Below are 17,118 nucleotides of genomic sequence, written 5' to 3'. Positions count from 1 at the left end.
GAGGCTGCGCCTCAGCGGCTGCCGTTGTCGTCCTGCAGCTCTTTCTTGAACGGAATATCCGGCGGCGGGCGCGCCACGGCCGGCTGGTCCTGCATGTTCGGATCGCTCAGGCCACAGCCGCCGCCGAACTGGAGGATGGACACCACGCACGAGATCGACGAGCTGGTGCCCGGGATCGGGATCTCCACCGACTTGATGCCCTTGCGCACCCACTCGGCCAGCAACGATTCGTTGGGCGCCCAGTATTTCTCGAACGAGGTCGGGGTGTAGTCGTACGGCGGCCGCTTGAGCCACGTGCCGGACTGGGCGATGCGCTCCTTGGTCCAGCCGTCCTTGTCGCCACCGGGCGCGCCGCGCTCGGCCGCGCCCTTTCCGTCCTGGCCAGCCACGCGCACGCTGCCGTCGGCATTGAACAGGCTGCCACCACTGGCGCCGGTCGCGCTCACCGCGCGGCCATTGAGGTCACGGTCCTGCGGGTGGTTGGCGGCCGCCCAGTCGTCACCGCGACGCGACGCGGCCCAGTTGCCTGGATCCGCAGCCGGCTTGGCCGGCGACGGACTCGGCGTGGCCGGGGCGGTGCTCGTGGCGCTGTTGGTGCTGGGCGCAGGAGTGGAACGCGGCGCGGTCGCCGTGGATGCGCTGGCCGGGGCGGTGGTGGGGGTCGGCGGCGCCGGGCGCGGGGTGGCATTGGGTACCGCCCGTTCGCGCACGGCGACCTGCGCCGGCGATGGTGCCGGGACGCTCAGGTCGCGCTGCGGCACGCGCGCCACTGCCACCGGGGGCGTCAGCAACGGCTGCACCTGGCGCTCGCGCACCTGTACCTCACGCTGCGGCAGCGGCACATCCACGCGCGGGCCGGGCACCACCACAGGCGGGGCCGGCGCCTCGACCACGCTGACCTCGCGCTCGCGCACCGTCAGCTCGGGCGTGCGCAGCTGCGGCTCCGTGGGGCGCGGCATCGCCACGTTGGCACGCGGCGACGGGGCCTCCACGGTGGCAACCGTGCGCTCACGCACCGCGATGTCCTGCGGATCGCGCGGTACCACGCGCACCTCGGTGCGCACCGCGCTGGGCGGTGGCACCACGAAATCGGTGGTGGCCTGCGCCACGTCGGTGGCCTGCAGCGGCTGTTCCGGGGTGGGCGTGGCGGGGCTGGGCGGCGCCGGCTGCGGCTCGCTGGCCGGCGGCGGGTTGGCACGCGGCTGCGGCGCGGACGCCGTGGCCGCCGCCGTGGGTTCGGCCTGCGGCGTCGGAGGCTGTGGCTGCGCGGTGTCCGGCGTCGCCTCGACCGGTGTCGGCGCGGGGGCCTGGCCACCATCGTCCTGCTGCGGCGTGCCACGCCCCACCAGCGACACCTGCACGCGGCCACTTTCGCCACCCTGCTCCGGCACCACCGGCGGCCGAATCAGCGCCACCCACAGCAGCAGCGCGGCAAACAGCACGTGCAGCAGCAGGCTGATCGTGGCCGAGCTCCAGCGCATCCAGCGCTGGTCGCGCGGGGCCGGTTCCCAGCCTTGCCACAGCAGGCGCCGCAGCGATTGCACGAACCCCAGCTGCGGCAGCCGCCCGGTGGACACCGGCAACGGGCGCCCGATCAGTGCGGCAATGACCTCGCTGGAACGAAACGGGCGCGGCAACGGGCTCAACGCGCGCAGCCACAGGCCCCACCCGTAGGGAAGGCCCGTGGTTTTCTCAAGGATGCGGTTGTCCGGCTGGCGTGCCAGCAGCCAATCGAGGATGTCGTCGGCCCGGCGCAGTGGCACGCAGCGCGATCAGGCGGCCGTGCCGCGCGGGATATACGGCGCGTCGCCACTGTCGTGGTCGGTCGCGTCGCGTACCGCGGTGATTCCGGGCACCCGGCCCATCAGGGTTTTTTCGATGCCCTGCTTGAGGGTCACATCGGCCATGCCGCAGCCCTGGCAGCCGCCACCGAAGCGCAGCAGCACCACGCCATCGGCGGACACTTCCTGCACCGCCACCTTGCCGCCGTGGGAGGCCAGCTGCGGATTCACTTCGTTCTCCACCACCCAGCGCACGCGTTCGACCAGCGAATTGGCCTCGCCCGGGGCTTCGCCCTTGATCTTCGGCGCCTTGATGGTCAGCTGCTGGCTGCCGGTGGCGTTGCTGACGATGTCGATCTCCGCCCCGTCCAGCCAGCCCACGCTGGGCGCATCCACGAACAGGGTGAAGCCATCGCAGTCCACCGCCCATTCGTCGCCGAGCAGTTGGGCAGGCTCGGCAAACTCCAGCCGGGCATCGGCGCGGGGGGTGCCCGCATCGACGGCGCTCAGGCGAACGCCCATGCCGGGCACGGCCTCACGCTCGATCAGCTTGCGGAAATAGGTTTGGGCGGTGTCGGATATCTGGATCATCGGGCTATTCTAGCGGCTTACATGTTATGCGCTCATTCGGTTTATACATTGGCCGGCGCATCGTTCAGTCATCTTGCTAGAACACTGGGAGTGGAGGATTTCATGGCCGACCTGATTCCGCTGGCGCGGGCGCACTGCGTGCCGCGCAAGGGCAGCGACCACAAGCTGGGCGAGGCCCGGGTGGCCGAACTGCTGTCCCAGGTGCCCGGCTGGGAGCTGGCCGAACACGGCCTGGCGCTCACCCGCACCTTCCGCTTCGACAACTACCACGGAACCATGGCGTTCGTGAACGCCCTGGCCTGGGTAGCCCACCGCGAAGACCACCACCCCGACCTGGGCGTGCATTACGACCGGGCCGTGGTGCGCTTTTCCACCCACGACGTGGGTGGCCTGAGCGAAAACGACTTCATCTGCGCAGCGAAGGCTTCGGCCCTGACGGAGTGACCCCATGAAACTGCAGTCCCTCGTGTTGTCCAGCATCGCCCTTGCCGCCCTCGCCGGCTGCAACAAGCCGGCCGAGCCCGCCACCCCGGTGGCCGCGCCGACCGAAGTGGCCGCCGTGAAGACCCCGCCGCCGCAGTACCCGATCGAACTGGCCTGCCAGGGCATCGGCGGCACCAGCACCTTCAAGGTGGTGATCGCCGCCAACGGCAAGCCCGGCGAAGTGGCGCTGGTGAGCGGCAGCGGCAACGCCCAGCTCGACGCCCAGGCCAAGACGGCGGTGGAAGGCTGGGAGTTCAAGGCGGCCACCCGCGCCGGCCAGACGGTGTCCACCACCATCCAGGTACCGGTGAGCTTCAACCCGCCGCAGCCCAAGCCGGACGAGTGCTTCGCGGTGGAAGAGCGGCTTCGCCGCGGCGGTTGAGTCCGCCCTGATCCGAGGTCAGCCAGCGCCAGCCTCCCCTTACCGCGCCCCGGTGAACCCCACCGGGGCGCGTTGCACTTCTCCAAGGACGCTGTAGCGCATGCTCGAAATTTCCGCTGAAAATGTCTGGGTCGCGCTTGGCGTGACCCTGGCCGCCGGCCTGGCCACGGGCCTGGGCAGCCTGATGGTGCTGTTCTCGCGACGCCCCAACCCCCGGCTGCTGGCCTTCGGGCTGGCCTTTGCCGGCGGTGCGATGGTGTTCGTGTCGCTTACCGAGATCCTGAACAAGGCGATCGATTCGTTCACCCAGGCCTACGATGCCCGGCTGGGCTTCGCCTACGGCACGGCCGCGTTCCTGGCCGGCGTGCTGCTGATCGTGGTGATCGACCACCTGATCCCGAACCCGCACGAAAGCCTGGACAAGCAGGACCCGGTCTTCCGCGACAACAACAAGGCCTACATCAAGCGGGTGGGCCTGCTGACCGCGATCGCCATCACCGCGCACAACTTTCCCGAGGGCCTGGCCACGTTCTTTGCCACGCTGGAAAGCCCGTCGGTGGGCATGCCGCTGGCGTTCGCCATCGCCATCCACAACATTCCCGAAGGCATTGCCATCGCGGTGCCGGTGTATTTCGCCACCCAGAACAAGTGGTATGCCTTCGGCGCCAGCCTGCTGTCGGGCCTGGCCGAGCCGGTCGGCGCGGCCATCGGCTACTTCGCGCTGTCGGGCATGCTCAACCACGCCACGTTCGGCTGGGTGTTCGGCCTGATCTCGGGGGTGATGGTGTTCCTGGCCCTGGACGAACTGTTGCCGGCGGCCAAGCGCTACGCCAAGGGCCACGAAACCGTGTACGGCCTGGTGGCCGGCATGGGCAGCCTGGCGATCAGCCTGGTGTTGTTCAAGTGGTGAGGCCGGGGCCATAACCCGATAACGCGGCCCGGTAGTGCCGGCCGCTGGCCGGCTCCTCCACATGCCGATCGACACGGTGCAGAGCCGGCCAGCGGCCGGCACTACCGACACATGCCGATCGACACGGTGCAGAGCCGGCCAGCGGCCGGCACTACCGACACGTGTCGATCGACACGGTGCAGAGCCGGCCAGCGGCCGGCACTACCGATACGTGTCGATCGAGCGGAGCCGGCCAGCGGCCGGCACTACCGATGCGGGCGGGCGGGGGTAGCCGGGCAGATCCGGCTTTACTTCAACCGGTTCAGCACCTCGGTCAGCTCGTCGGCCAGCGGCGCGTTGAGCAGGTACGGGGTCTTGCCGGCGTCCAGGGCGAACTCCAGCGAGGCGGCGTGCAGGAACAGGCGCTTGAGCCCGATTTGGTCACGAAGCCGCTTGTTGACGTCCGGATCGCCGTACTTGTCGTCACCGGCCACCGGATGGCCCAGATGCTGGGCATGCACGCGGATCTGGTGGGTGCGGCCGGTTTCGATGCGGACCTCGCAGTACGAATGCCCGCCCTTGCGCTCCAGCACCTTGAAGTGGCTGATCGACTCCTTGCCGATCGGGTTGACCTGCACGTGGCGCTCCCCGCCCTGGCGCAGCCCCACATGCAACGGCGCATCCACCGTCATGGTGCCATCGGGCATGCGCCCGACCAGCAGGGTCAGGTAGTGCTTGCGGATGCCCGAACCGTGGTCTTCGCGCAGCAGCGCCTGCAGCTCGCTCAGCGCCGAACGCTTCTTGGCCACGATCAGCAGGCCCGACGTGTCGCGGTCCAACCGGTGTACCAGTTCCAGGGTCTTGCCGGGGCGCAGCGCACGCAGCGTCTCGATCGCACCGAAGCTGATCCCGCTGCCGCCGTGGCTGGCCACGCCGGACGGCTTGTTCAGCGCCAGCAGCCGATCGTCTTCGAACACGATGGCATCTTCCAGCCGTTTCATGAACGCGGCCGGCGGACCGGCCTTGTCGCCTTCCTCGGTGAGACGAACCGGCGGTACCCGGACCTCGTCGCCCGGCTCCAGCTTGCGCTCGGCCTTGGCACGGCCGCCGTTGACCCGGACCTGGCCACTGCGCACCAGCTTGTAGATCAGGCTGCGTGGCGCACCCTTGAGCTGGCCGAGCAGGAAGTTGTCCAGGCGCTGCCCGGCGCGGTCGGCCGGGACGGTGATGATACGTACGCTGGTCATGGCTTCAGCGGCTTTGGGGGTGGGCTCGGTAACGGTCATTGGCCTTTTATTCTGTTACACTCGGCATGCGAGATAAGGGATTGATTTCGTTGGAAGTTGCTCTGGGCCAGAAGCCCGACTTCCCGCGATTCCGGCACAGTGCGCAGCCACCGCCCCCGGGGCGGCCATGTTAGCGGCTCACCGGCGGTCCCGGCCATCGCCGGATGCCTGACAAGCGTCTGTGCTGAAAAACATGTCCCTGTGGCGCTCCAGCCTGGCTGACAGCTGCCTCCGGCCCGTAACACCCAAACCAAAACAAATGAAGCGCTCCCGCGGGCTGCCGTGGTGTTGTAGCGCTGGAAACCCAAGCCGCCCTCCCCGCGCCTGCGCGATGGGCGTCGAAGCGTGACCAGAAGCGAAACCCCATGGTGTTCCGCGCGGTAGCAGCGCGCGAGGAACCCAACAATGAAGCGAATGCTGATCAATGCCACGCAGGCTGAAGAGCTGCGGGTAGCCATCGTGGATGGCCAGACGCTGTACGACATCGACATCGAACAGCCGTCCAAGGAACAGAAGAAGTCGAACATCTACAAGGGTCGCATCACGCGCCTTGAACCGTCGCTGGAAGCGGCCTTCGTCGAATACGGCGGTGAACGCCACGGCTTCCTGCCGCTGAAGGAAATCTCGCGCGATTACTTCGCTGCGGGCGTGGACCACAACAAGGCCGGCATCCGCGAACTGCTGCGTGAAGGCCAGGAAGTGGTTGTCCAGGTCGACAAGGAAGAGCGTGGCAACAAGGGCGCCGCCCTGACCACGTTCATCTCCCTGGCCGGCCGCTACATGGTCCTGATGCCGAACTCGCCCACCGCCGGTGGCGTGTCGCGTCGCATCGAGGGTGAAGACCGCGCCGCGCTGAAGGAAGCGCTGGACAAGCTGGACATCCCCGACGACATGGGCGTGATCATCCGCACCGCCGGCGTCGGCCGCGATGCCGAAGAGCTGCAGTGGGATCTGGATTACCTGCTGCAGGTGTGGAAGTCGATCGCCGAAGCGGCGCTGACCAAGCCGGCCTCCTTCCTGATCTACCAGGAATCGCGCCTGATCGTGCGCGCCCTGCGTGACTACCTGCGTGCCGACGTCGGCGAGATCCTGGTAGACACCCAGGAACTGTACGAGACCGCCCGCGAGTTCATGCAGCAGGTGATGCCGCAGACCCTGCGCAAGCTCAAGCACTACACCGACGACATCCCGCTGTTCAACCGCTTCCAGATCGAATCGCAGATCGAAGGCGCGTATGAGCGCAACGTGCGCCTGCCGTCCGGCGGCTCGATCGTGGTCGACCAGACCGAAGCGCTGACCGCCATCGACGTCAACTCCTCGCGCGCCACCAAGGGCAGCGACATCGAGGACACCGCGTTCCAGACCAACCTGGAAGCGGCCGAAGAAGTGGCCCGCCAGCTGCGCCTGCGCGACCTGGGCGGCCTGGTGGTCATCGATTTCATCGACATGGCCTCCAACAAGCACCAGCGCGAAGTTGAAAACCGCCTGCAGAACGCGCTCAAGTACGACCGTGCGCGCGTGCAGCTGGGCCGCATCTCGCGCTTTGGCCTGATGGAAATGAGCCGCCAGCGCCTGCGCCCGAGCCTGGGTGAATCCAGCCAGATCGTGTGCCCGCGTTGCGACGGCCATGGCCGCATGCGCAGCGTCGAGTCGCTGTCGCTGTCGATCATCCGCGTGGCTGAAGAGCATGCGATGAAGGAGAACACCGGGCAGGTGCTGGTCCAGGCCCCGGTCGAGATCGCCAACTACCTGCTCAATGAAAAGCGCAGCGCCCTGCGCGAGATCGAACAGCGCCATGACGCGCCGATCGTGATCGTCGCCGACGAACAGCTGCACACCCCGCATTACGAAGTGACCCGCCTGCGCGACAACGAGCTGGGCGAAGAAAGCGGCAAGCCGAGCTACCAGCGCGGCACCCCGCGCAAGCTGCCGGTGCACGCCCTGACCAAGGCCCAGCTGAACATCCCGGTGGCCCCGGTGGTGACCCAGGTCAAGCACAGCCAGCCGGCGCCGATCCGCGAAGCCCCGGAACCGGAAGCCGCGCCCGCACCGGTCGCTGCCCCGGCCCCGGTGGCCGCACCTGCCGCCACCGGCGTGGTGGGCTGGCTCAAGCGCATCTTCGGTGGCGAACCGGCCCCGGCCGCTGCCCCGCCGGCGAACGCACGCCAGGCCCAGGACGGCAACCGCAACAACCGCAACAAGGATCGCAACAAGGACCGCACTGGCGGCCGCCGCGATGAACGTGGTGGCGAGCGCAACGGCAATGGCGGCGCACAGGCGCAGGGCCAGGGTCGTGGCAAGGACCGCGGTGAACGTGGCGAGCGTGGCGAACGCGGTGGCAAGAACGAGCGTCGCGACGAGCGCCGCCAGGACGTGGCCGCACCGGTGGCCGGCAATGCCGCGCAGGTGCAGGCACCGGGCCAGGCCAAGCCGCGTAACGAACAGCAGCCCAAGCAGCCGCGCAATGAGCAGCAGCCGAAGCTGAAGCAGAAGCAGAACCCGCAGCAGCCCAAGCAGCAGGGCGATGCCGACAAGGCCGTAGCCAGCGACAAGCCGGCACGCCAGCCGCAGGCCGATGCGCCGAAGCCGGGCAACACGACCGCGCCGGTTGCCGATGCTGCACTGGTGACCGCCGCTGCCGTGGGCGTGGCCGAGGCCGCCGCTCCGTACGCCGCCGCGCAGGACAGCGCGCAGACCGCGGCCGCCGTGGACGAGGCGCAGGTCGCCACCGGCGAGAACGGTGAACAGACCGATGCCCCGGGCACCGGCGATGATGCCAATGGCGAAGGCGGCTCGCGCCGTCGTCGCGGCCGTCGCGGTGGCCGTCGTCGTCGTCGTGGCAATGGCGAGCAGGCTGCCGGCAGCGATGGTCTGAACGATGACGCCGGTCTGGATGATGACGGCGACAGCGACGACCAGGATGGCGACCAGGACGGTGGCGACACCGCCCAGGCCCCGCGTCCGGCGGCCGGCAATGGCCAGCCGCAGCCGGAGTTCGAGTTCGACGACGAAACTGCTGCTGCGCCCGCCGCCGCACCGGTCCAGGCACCGCGCCCGGCACCCGCTGCTGCTCCGGTGGCCGCAGTTGCCGCCGCCGCACCGGTGGCCGTGGTCAGCAGCCCGGTCGTGACCGCCGGTCACAGCGAAGCCGCGCCGGTGGCCCCGCAGGCGCCGGCCGAGAAGCCCGCCCCGTCCTACACCGACCGCGTGCCGTTCGTGGAATCGCCGATGCCGGCACCGCCGATGGTCGACGCCGCCAAGCCGGTGCAGGCTGCGCCGGTGGTCGACACGCCGAAGGTTGCTGTCGCTGCCCCGGCTGTTGAAGCGCCGAAGGCGGTTGAGGCCGCTCCGGTGGTTGAAGCGCCGAAGGTTGCTGAGGCTGCCCCGGTTGCCGCCGCACCGAAGCCGGTTGAAGCCGCCCCGGTGGTTGAAGCGCCGAAGGCTGCTGAAGCCGCCCCGGTTGCTGCCGCGCCGAAGGCTGTCGAAGCCGCCCCGGTTGTTGAAGCACCCAAGGCTGTTGAAGCCGCCCCGGTCGTTGAAGCACCGAAGGCGGTTGAGGCTGCCCCGGTGGCCGCAGCACCGAAAGCTGTTGAAGCTGCACCGGTCGTCGAAGCACCGAAGGCCGTTGAAGCCGCCCCGGTTGTCGACGCGCCGAAGCCGGTGGAAACCGCCCCCGTCGCCGTGACCGCCGATGCGGGCCAGGCCGGTCGCCCCGTGCAGTCGAGCATGCTCGATGCCGTCGACCCGACCCAGCCGGCACCGGAGAAGGCCGCACCGGCACCGGCCGCCCGCACCGAGGCCGCCCCGGCTGCCCCGGTCGTGCATAACGGCCAGCTGTTCGGCAATGCAGGCAGCGACACCCCCGCCAGCACCGACGCTGCCGCACAGGCTGCCCAGGCCGAAGCCCGCGATGACATCCCCACCGATGTCGCGCAGGCCGAAGAAGCTGGCAAGCCGGATCAGGACAAGCACGACAAGGCCTGATCCCGCGCCAGTGGGAACGTAGCAAACAGACAGCGGCCTTCGGGCCGCTGTCTGCGTTTGGGCCGCCGGTAGGCTGTGGCATGCTCGGCGCATGAATCGACGCCTTCGCCTCACGCCATGCGCCGCGATGCTGATACTCCTGTCGGCCTGCCAGCCCGACCCTGCGCCCCTCAGTGATGCGGCCATCGCCGTGCGCGATGCCGCGCCGGAAGACCTGTTCGTGGGCCGGCTGCAGAACGTGGACGTCGAACTGCTGGTGAAGGACTGCAAGGTCTTCCAGGTGGCGCGCGGACCCGAACAGGCGGTCGCCCTCACCGAAGTGCTGGCACCCCCGCCCTACCCGTCTTTCACCGACTGCCAGCGGCAATCATTGCGCCACGAAGACGGCGCGGTGGTTGCGGTGCTGGGGCGCATGGCGTTCGGCGCCGGCGGGTGCTGCGCCACCGGCGGCACCTGGCGCACGCGCGACGGCCAGACGTGGGAGAAGATCAGCGAGCACACCCTCCCGTAGCGCAGCCGTAGGTACCCACCGTTGGTGGGTACCTATGTGCAGCGAAGGGGCAGCCACGCACGGCGTGGCTCTACCTCGCACTCAGGGCGTGGTGGCGGCCGGGCTGCCCGGGCTGGGCGCGAACTGCAGGCGCGTCCATACACCGTAGTGGTCCGACGCCCAGCGCCCTTCGGCGTAAGGCTGGTCGAACAGGATCCGCGCCTCGCGCGCGAGCAGGCGGTCCTGCTGGAAGAAAATGTGGTCGATGCGCGACGGGGCTTCGTAGTAGTGCCGGTTGAGCGTGCTCACCTGGGCCAGTTCATTGTTGACGTGCACGCTGCCGAAGCTGTCGCCGTAGTGGTTGCGCAGCGCGCTCAGATCGCCCGCATCCACCAGCGCGTTGAAGTCACCGGCGATCACCACCGGCGCCGTGCCCGAGGTGGTCGCAATGAATTTCAACAGGTCGGCCACCTGCTCGCCGCGGATGCGGCTGCCGCTGTCATCGGAACGCTCGTTCAGATGCGTGGCATAGACGTTGACCGGCTGGCCGTCGACATCGATGCGCAGGTGCGCCACCGTGCGGTAGTCGGCCAGCGGTGCCAGCAGGTGGTCATTGCGCGCCAGCACCGGGCGCCGGGTCAGCAGCGCATTGCCATACCGCTTGAAGCGGCCGGGCGGATCGGTGGAGACGAACTGGTAGTCGTAGCCGAGCTTGCGCGCCAACCACGCGGCCTGGTTGCGCACGTGCGGCTTCTGGATCACTTCCTGCAGGGCAATCGCATCGGGGCGCAGCGCCTGCAGTTCGCGCAGGATCACCTTGCGCCGCGCAGGCCAGTCTTCGCGGTCGTGGTGCAGGTTGAAGGTGACCATGCTCATGCCCGGCGCAGCACTGGCCGACGGCGCGGGTGCCGGGGTGACGGCGACGGGTTCGGCAGCCAGGGCGACACCGGCCAGCAAGGCCGCCGATGCCAGCAGCCCGGCCATGCCACGGCGAAGCCACGCGCGATAAGGATGCATGTCCATCACTGTGCCTTCCGCTCGGCGCGGCGCACCGACGACGGCACGTCGATCTCGACCCGCGCCGGCACCTGGGTGATGCGCAGCTCGCCGTTCACCCACTGCGCCGGTTCGCCGTTGACGGTGGTGTTACCGGGTTCGCCACTGTAGGGCCACGGCAGGACCACCCCGCCCTGCGGCGGCACGAGCCCGGCCGACAGGTCCAGCACCAGCTGCTTGTCGCTGCGGCTGAGCGCGTAGCTCAGCTGGCCGTTCGGGGTGCGCAGGCCCTTGATCGCCACGCCCTTCCCTTCCAGCCACCGCGTCGGCACGCCGGCGGCCAGCACCAGGCTGTCGTCGACGTCGCGGCTGTAGGCAAACATGTCCAGCGCCGAGCGCACGAAGTCCGAGGCAACCCAGGCATGCGGCAGGTCACCGACGAAGAACGGCTTGCGCGGCGTGTGCGAGACCACTTCGGCCCATTGGTTCCAGGCCTGCGGGGCACGGTCCTTGAAGAAGAACTCGGTGGCCTGCCAGGCGCGGTCGCGCCAGCCCAGGCGCACGAACGCGGCCACGTTGCGCCACTCGTACGGGGTGTAGTCCTTCCACTCGCGCTTGCCGTCGCGGCGTTCCTCGAACTGCTTCCAGTAACGCTCGAACGTGTTGTCCAGGTACGGCTGCGGCAGACGGCCCTGCTCGCCGCCCGGGGCCAGCGCGATGGTGGTGGAGGTGGCGTCGAAGTCGCCCAGCTCGGCCGCGCCGGGCAGGTAGTCGATCTTGTGCAGGGCCACGGCGGCCAGCAGCGAGGCCTGCAGGTCGTCACGGAACTGGTCGCGCGACGCGCTGATCTGCATGGCGTCCACCTTGCCCAGCGTGCTGGCGATGGTGGCCGCGTCCTTGTAGCCGCGCAGCGCCCAGAAGTTGTCCCAGTACGAATGCATCGGCTTGGCCGAATAACCTTCGTGGCTGATCGACACCGGCATCATCCCGTAGAAGGCCGGGTTGCGCGCGCGGTTCTCCTCGGTGCGCTCGCTCAGGCGCAGCTGCTCCATGTAGCTGTAGGCGCCCTGCACGTGCGGCCACATCACCTCCAGGAAGGTGCTGTCACCGGTGTAGCGCCAGTACTCGGCGATGTTGAAGATCAACTCGCCGTGGCTGTCGTTTTCCGGCACCGGGTCGCTGCCGCGCGGATCGACGCAGCACGGCACCTTGCCATTGTCGAACTGGTGCGGGGCATACCAGGTGACGTACTCGCGCACCGCGTCGCTGCGGCCCATGCGCAGCAGGCCTTCGGAAATCATCGCGCCGTCGCGGATCCAGCTGCGCGAGTACGAGCGCGTGCCCGGCTGGATGCTCGGCCCGATCCGCGAGATCAACATGTGTGCCAGCGCGGTACGCAGGGTGTCGGCAAGCGGCTTGCCGGCGGCGGGCACCTGCAAGGTCACCTGGTCCAGCTTGGTCCGCCACATCGAGGCCACGGCCTGCTGGGCCTTGGCCGCATCGAAGTCCTTGGGCATGGTCCAGCTGCCGGTCTGCGGCAGCACGATGGCCACCTCGCGGCTCTGGCCCGGCTCCAGCCGCCAGCGGTACAGCAGCGCACCGCTGGCCAGCCCGGTCGGGTCGCGCACTTCGGTGGTGCCCGGCAGCTTGCCGCTGGCCAGGTGGACCACGTCCAGCTTGCCGTCGAAGGTGGTGGCAAACGTGCTGTCCGGGGCCTGCGCCGGGTACAGGCGCGGGCTGCCGTTGACCTCCACGTCGGTGGCTTCCACCGACAGGTTGTCGATCCGGCTGACGCCGCCGACGGTGTTGAGGAACTGCGTGGGCGGGTTCACCTGCCACGGCCGCACGGCCAGCGCCAGGGTGTAGTCGTGGGCCACTTTGTCGGGGTTGCGCAGCGTGTAGCGCCCCACCAGCTGCGCCTTGTCCGGGGTGCCCTGCACGAACCCGGTGACCTTCAACGCGGCCTTGTCGTGGCGCCAGTCGACGCTGGCGATGGGCAGGTAATCGTCCTGCAGCGACTGGCTGCTGGCCACGTCGGCCCAGCTGAGCAGCTGCTTGCCGTCCACCTGCACGAACGGCTCCACGCTGAAGCTGGCCTTGGCCACTTCCAGCGCACCGTCCTCACCGATCAACGCCTGTTCGCGGCCGCCGTCCAGGCCCAGCAGGGTCCAGTACGGCTGCTCGCCACTGAACCCGCGCGGCACCGATCCACGCGGCAGGTCGGCGCCCACCGAACGCACGAAATCGTTGGGGGTGGCCGCAAAATCGAGCGGCTTCAGGCTGATGTCACGGATGCCGTAGCGCCAGCTCGGGCCGCCCTTGAGGTCGAAGCGCAGGTAGCGCGCTTCGGTATCGGGCAGTGCCAGCCAGTCGCGGTCGCCGCCGCCGCCCACCACTTCGCGCACTTCCTTCCAGCTGCGTCCGTCCTGCGAGGTACGCACCACGTAGCGCGTGGCCTCCAGGCCGGGCAGCCACTGGATCACCGCACCGCCGAACTCCCGCACCTTGTGCAGGTCCAGGCTGATGGTCTGGTCGGCCACGCCGCCGCTGATCCACACCGTGTCCGGCTTGCCATCGGCAATGCGGCTCTGCAGTGCGGTGGCGGTATCGGCAATCACCGACGGCGTCAGTGCCGAGGTATCCATCGGCGGCAGGCCCTGCAGGGTGAGGCGGTCAAAACAGACCGTGCCTTTGCCGCCGACCTTGCTGTAAATGGTGAACTCGACCGCGGCGCTGCGCGCCAGCGTGGGGTCCTTGCCCGGGCCCCAGGCCTTGTCGATCTGGCGCGCGCGGTACTGCACCGTGCTCCACGCCTTGGGGAAGGTGTAGCCGGGCCGGTTGACCCACCACACGTTGTCGCCGCTGGCGTCGATCAGCTTGAACTGCAGGTCGTTGGCCGGCGAGTCGCCGCGCAGCTGCAGGCCGAACTGGTAGTTGGCCGGGTACTCGATGCCCAGCTCGCGGCGGATGCCCACGTAACCGGACACATCGTGGAAGTCGTAGTCCACGCACAGCGCGCGCCCGCCGCCACTGCCGACCACGCTGCGCAGCGAGCCGCTGACCTGGTCGGACACGACCAGCTTCCAGGGCGTCATGTCGTCGAAACTGTCCAGCACCTTCGGTGCCGGCAACGGGGCCGGCGCGGCGGCCGGGGCCGCCAGCGACCACAACAGCCCAAGACCCAGACCCACCGCGACGACGGCATGTTTCACCCTTTGACACTCCCCAGCAGCAGACCTTGGATGTAGTAACGCTGCAATGCCAGGAACAGCAGCAGCACCGGAACCACCGTGACCACCGCGCCGGCCATCATCATTTCCACGTCCATGATGTGTTCGCGCGACAGGGTGGCCAGGGCGACCGGCAAAGTGTAGTGCTCCTGGTCGGTCAACACGATCAACGGCCACATGAAATCGTTCCACGCGCCCATGAAGGTGAAGATCGACAGGGTGACCAGAACCGGCTTGAGCATCGGCAGCACGATCTGGAAGAAGATCCGCATCTCCCCTGCCCCGTCGATGCGCGCCGCTTCCAGCAGCTCATCGGGAATCGAGCGCGCGTACTGGCGCACCAGGAAGATGCCGAACACGCTGGCCAGCGCCGGCACGATCACCCCGCCGAAGCTGTTGACCAGGCCCAGCTGCTTCATCAGCAGGAACAGCGGCAGCATGGCCACCTGCGCCGGGATCACCAGCGCGGCCAGCAGCACCTGGAAGATGCGCTCGCGGCCGGCGAAACGCAGCTTGGCGAACGCATAGCCGGCCATGGTGTTGAGCAGCAGCGACCCCAGCGTGATCGCCAGCGACACGCCCAGGCTGTTGACGAAGTTGTTGCCCATGCCGGTGCGCGCGAACAGCTCGTGGTAGTTCGCGGTGGTCACCGAGGACGGCAGCAGCGGCGGCGGGAAATGCGCCGCCTCGCCGGTGGGCATGAACGACACCGACAGCATCCACAGCAGCGGCGCCAGGCTGACCAGCGCCAGTACCGTCAAGCCACCGTTGACCCACCATGCATGCCAGCGCGACTGGCCGATTTCACGACTCATACCAACTGCCTCTTGCGGCCGAAACGCAGCATGACGCTGGTTACCGCCAGGATGATCAGGAACAGCAGGAACGCCACCGCGGAGGCGCGGCCCAGGTTCCACCACTTGAAGCCTTCTTCGAACATGAAGTACAGCACGCTGACGGTGCTCTGCAGTGGGTCGCCACGGGTCATCACGTAGGGTTCGGCGAACAGCTGGAAGTAGCCGGACACGGTAATCACGCCCACCACCAGCAGCACCGGGCCGAGCATCGGCAGGGTGATGTGCAGGAACTGCTTCCAGCGCGAGGCGCCGTCGATGCGCGCGGCCTCGTACAGGTCATGCGGGATCGCCTGCAGGCCGGCCAGGAAGATCACCATGTTGTAGCCGAAGTTCTTCCACACCGCGAACAGCATGATGGTCGGCATGGCCCAGTTGGGATCGCCCAGCCAGTCGATCGGGTTGATCCCGATGTGGCCCAGACCGTAGTTCACCAGGCCGTAGCTGGTGTGGAACAGGTAACGCCAGATCACCGCCACCGCCACCAGGGTGGTGACTACCGGGGCGAACAATGCGGTACGGAACAGCGCCTTGAAACGCGCCGCCGGGGCGTTGAGCAGGATCGCCGCACCCAGCGATACGCCGATCGACATCGGCACGCCGACGATCACGAAGTAGGTGGTGTTCCACAGCGACTTCCAGAACATCGGGGTCTGCAGCAGGTCGATGTAGTTGCCCAGCCCGACAAAGCGCAGGTTGCCGCCGTCGGCCAGGGCGTACAGATCGAAATCGGTGATGCTCAGGGCCAGCGCCGAGAACACCGGCAGGCCGAAGAACACACCGATCACCAGGATGGCCGGGCCGGCGAACAGCCAGCCGGCAAGCGAACGCTGCTTCATTGCGCCGCTCCCGTGGCCACCGCACTGGAATGCACGCCCGAACCGGCGGCCTTTTCCTGTGCATCGCGCTCATGCATCCAACGGCGCTTGGCGAGGACCTTGTCCACGCGCTTGTCCAGTTCCTTCACTGCCACATCCTGATCAAGGCCACCACGCACCACCTGTTCGGTGATGATCCGCATTTCCTGCACGATACGTTCCCACTCCAGCACCTTGGGCGTGGGCTTGACGCGTTCCAGCTGGTCGCGGAACGGCTGCGCCAGCGGGTCGTTGGCCAGCGAGGGATATTCCCAGGTGCTGCGCCGCGGCGGCAGGTCGCCGATGATGGAATGGAAGCGCTCCTGGATCGCCGGGCGCGACAGGAACTCGATCAGCTTCCACGACGCTTCCTTCTGCTGCGAGGAACGGAAGATCACCAGGCTGGTGCCACCGGCGATACCGGCGCCCGGACCGTCCGGGCCCGGCAGTGCGGCGGTGCCCCACTTGCCTTCCAGTTCCTTGGGCTGCAGCTTCTTGAACTCACGGATGTTCCACGGGCCGGACAGGTAGAACACGTTGAAGCCGCGGAAGAACTCATCCCACACGTTGGAGATCTGGGTTTCGGACATGCGCGGCGCCCAGTCCTGGGCGAACATGTTTTCGTAGAAGCCCAGGGTCTTGCGGAAGCCGGGGCTGCTGAAGTTGCCGCGGGTATCGGCATCGCGCAGCAGCGGGTCGGGCTGCTGCAACGCGAACGACAGCTGCTGCTCGAATTCGTTGATCGGCATCAGCACCGCGTAGCGCTTGGGGCCCTGCATCTTCTTGATGGCGGCCATCATCTCGTTCCACTCCGCCCAGGTGCGCGGGGGGTGGTCGTAGCCGGCCTGGGCCAGCAGGTCCTTGCGGTAGTACAGAAGGCGCGTGTCCACGTACCACGGCACGCCGACCAGCTCGTCATGCACCACGTTGGTGTCCCAGATGCCCTGGAAGTAGTCGGCCGGGTCCACCACCTTGGACTGCGCCACGTAAGGCTGCAGCGGCACCAGGGTGTTGAGTTCGGCGAACTCGGGGATCCAGGTGTTGCCCAGCTGGCACACATCGGGCAGACCGTCGGCGGCGAATGCAGTCAGCAGCTTTTCGTGCGCGGCCGTCCACGGAATGTTCTGCACATCGACGTGGATGCCGGGGTTTTCCGCCTCGAACTCCTTGATCAGGCCGGTGACCACTTCGGCCTCGCGGCCCATCGCCCAGAATCGTACCGTCACCCCTTCCGGCTCTTTCCGGCAGGCACTCAACAACAGGCTGCCAACCAGCAGCAACACCAGGCTCAACCC

13 protein-coding genes are annotated in these 17,118 nt (G+C 68.2%); 5 read left to right on the top strand and 8 right to left on the bottom strand.

Annotated features, from left to right (window positions below):
- Positions 1-11: 11 nt before the first annotated feature.
- Together DX03_RS07105 and DX03_RS07100 are read right to left on the bottom strand one after the other, a co-directional pair.
- Positions 12-1,763 carry a hypothetical protein gene (locus DX03_RS07105; RefSeq protein ID WP_038687515.1) on the bottom strand — a complete coding sequence of 584 codons (1,752 nt, stop codon included), beginning with the start codon at positions 1,761-1,763 and terminating at the stop codon, positions 12-14.
- Between the two features lie 9 nt (positions 1,764-1,772).
- Entirely contained in the window at positions 1,773-2,372 is a 600-nt protein-coding gene (locus tag DX03_RS07100; RefSeq protein ID WP_038687513.1) for an NfuA family Fe-S biogenesis protein, read from the bottom strand.
- Positions 2,373-2,474: 102 nt separating this feature from the next.
- Between DX03_RS07100 and DX03_RS07095 the strand changes: the two genes are divergently transcribed.
- The 3 genes from DX03_RS07095 to zupT all read left to right on the top strand — a co-directional run bounded on the left by DX03_RS07095 (position 2,475) and on the right by zupT (position 4,147).
- Complete coding sequence (locus DX03_RS07095; protein WP_038687511.1) at positions 2,475-2,816, top strand: 4a-hydroxytetrahydrobiopterin dehydratase; 342 nt, start codon at positions 2,475-2,477, stop codon at positions 2,814-2,816.
- Between the two features lie 4 nt (positions 2,817-2,820).
- Positions 2,821-3,237: an energy transducer TonB gene (locus DX03_RS07090; protein WP_038687508.1), complete on the top strand. Its 417-nt coding sequence runs from the start codon at positions 2,821-2,823 to the stop codon at positions 3,235-3,237.
- A gap of 100 nt (positions 3,238-3,337) precedes the next feature.
- Positions 3,338-4,147 (top strand): zinc transporter ZupT, encoded by an 810-nt coding sequence (gene zupT, locus DX03_RS07085; protein WP_038687506.1) that lies wholly within the window; start codon positions 3,338-3,340, stop codon positions 4,145-4,147.
- Positions 4,148-4,434: 287 nt separating this feature from the next.
- Here zupT and DX03_RS07080 read toward each other — a convergent pair whose 3' ends face one another.
- Complete coding sequence (locus DX03_RS07080; protein WP_038687505.1) at positions 4,435-5,412, bottom strand: RluA family pseudouridine synthase; 978 nt, start codon at positions 5,410-5,412, stop codon at positions 4,435-4,437.
- Positions 5,413-5,817: 405 nt separating this feature from the next.
- Here DX03_RS07080 and rne point away from each other — a divergent pair, with 405 nt between their 5' ends.
- Both rne and DX03_RS07070 read left to right on the top strand, forming a co-directional pair.
- Positions 5,818-9,396, top strand: coding sequence for a ribonuclease E (gene rne, locus DX03_RS07075; protein ID WP_038687503.1), 3,579 nt, complete (start codon positions 5,818-5,820; stop codon positions 9,394-9,396).
- Between the two features lie 91 nt (positions 9,397-9,487).
- A complete protein-coding gene (locus tag DX03_RS07070) occupies positions 9,488-9,907 on the top strand; it encodes a hypothetical protein (protein ID WP_038687501.1) in 420 nt (139 codons plus the stop codon).
- 81 nt (positions 9,908-9,988) lie between these two features.
- On the opposite strand, the gene DX03_RS07065 is transcribed toward DX03_RS07070, so the two are convergent.
- The 5 genes from DX03_RS07065 to DX03_RS07045 are packed head-to-tail and all read right to left on the bottom strand — an operon-like array spanning position 9,989 to position 17,115.
- Positions 9,989-10,903 carry an endonuclease/exonuclease/phosphatase family protein gene (locus DX03_RS07065; RefSeq protein WP_038692025.1) on the bottom strand — a complete coding sequence of 305 codons (915 nt, stop codon included), beginning with the start codon at positions 10,901-10,903 and terminating at the stop codon, positions 9,989-9,991.
- Positions 10,904-10,908: 5 nt separating this feature from the next.
- A complete protein-coding gene (locus DX03_RS07060) occupies positions 10,909-14,043 on the bottom strand; it encodes a discoidin domain-containing protein (RefSeq protein ID WP_051598975.1) in 3,135 nt (1,044 codons plus the stop codon).
- A gap of 47 nt (positions 14,044-14,090) precedes the next feature.
- Positions 14,091-14,927, bottom strand: coding sequence for a carbohydrate ABC transporter permease (locus tag DX03_RS07055; protein WP_038687499.1), 837 nt, complete (start codon positions 14,925-14,927; stop codon positions 14,091-14,093).
- Positions 14,924-15,805, bottom strand: a complete 882-nt coding sequence (locus DX03_RS07050) for a carbohydrate ABC transporter permease (protein ID WP_038687498.1) — start codon at positions 15,803-15,805, stop codon at positions 14,924-14,926. The genes DX03_RS07055 and DX03_RS07050 overlap by 4 nt, the downstream gene beginning before the upstream one ends.
- Entirely contained in the window at positions 15,802-17,115 is a 1,314-nt protein-coding gene (locus DX03_RS07045; RefSeq protein ID WP_038687496.1) for a sugar ABC transporter substrate-binding protein, read from the bottom strand. Before DX03_RS07045 ends, DX03_RS07050 begins: the two co-directional genes overlap by 4 nt.
- Positions 17,116-17,118 lie beyond the last annotated feature (3 nt).

This window comes from Stenotrophomonas rhizophila (assembly GCF_000661955.1).
Classification (GTDB): Bacteria; Pseudomonadota; Gammaproteobacteria; order Xanthomonadales; family Xanthomonadaceae; genus Stenotrophomonas; species Stenotrophomonas rhizophila.
Note: the sequence above shows the minus strand (reverse complement) of the source record. Positions and strands in the feature narration are given on the sequence as shown.

Bases quoted from the DNA above. Each gene is read 5' to 3' on its own strand.
- DX03_RS07100 (WP_038687513.1), bottom strand. From the start codon at position 2,372: ATGATCCAGATATCCGACACCGCCCAAACCTATTTCCGCAAGCTGATC.
- DX03_RS07095 (WP_038687511.1), top strand. From the start codon at position 2,475: ATGGCCGACCTGATTCCGCTGGCGCGGGCGCACTGCGTGCCGCGCAAG.
- DX03_RS07090 (WP_038687508.1), top strand. From the start codon at position 2,821: ATGAAACTGCAGTCCCTCGTGTTGTCCAGCATCGCCCTTGCCGCCCTC.
- zupT (WP_038687506.1), top strand. From the start codon at position 3,338: ATGCTCGAAATTTCCGCTGAAAATGTCTGGGTCGCGCTTGGCGTGACC.
- DX03_RS07080 (WP_038687505.1), bottom strand. From the start codon at position 5,412: ATGACCGTTACCGAGCCCACCCCCAAAGCCGCTGAAGCCATGACCAGC.
- rne (WP_038687503.1), top strand. From the start codon at position 5,818: ATGAAGCGAATGCTGATCAATGCCACGCAGGCTGAAGAGCTGCGGGTA.
- DX03_RS07070 (WP_038687501.1), top strand. From the start codon at position 9,488: ATGAATCGACGCCTTCGCCTCACGCCATGCGCCGCGATGCTGATACTC.
- DX03_RS07065 (WP_038692025.1), bottom strand. From the start codon at position 10,903: ATGCATCCTTATCGCGCGTGGCTTCGCCGTGGCATGGCCGGGCTGCTG.
- DX03_RS07055 (WP_038687499.1), bottom strand. From the start codon at position 14,927: ATGAGTCGTGAAATCGGCCAGTCGCGCTGGCATGCATGGTGGGTCAAC.
- DX03_RS07050 (WP_038687498.1), bottom strand. From the start codon at position 15,805: ATGAAGCAGCGTTCGCTTGCCGGCTGGCTGTTCGCCGGCCCGGCCATC.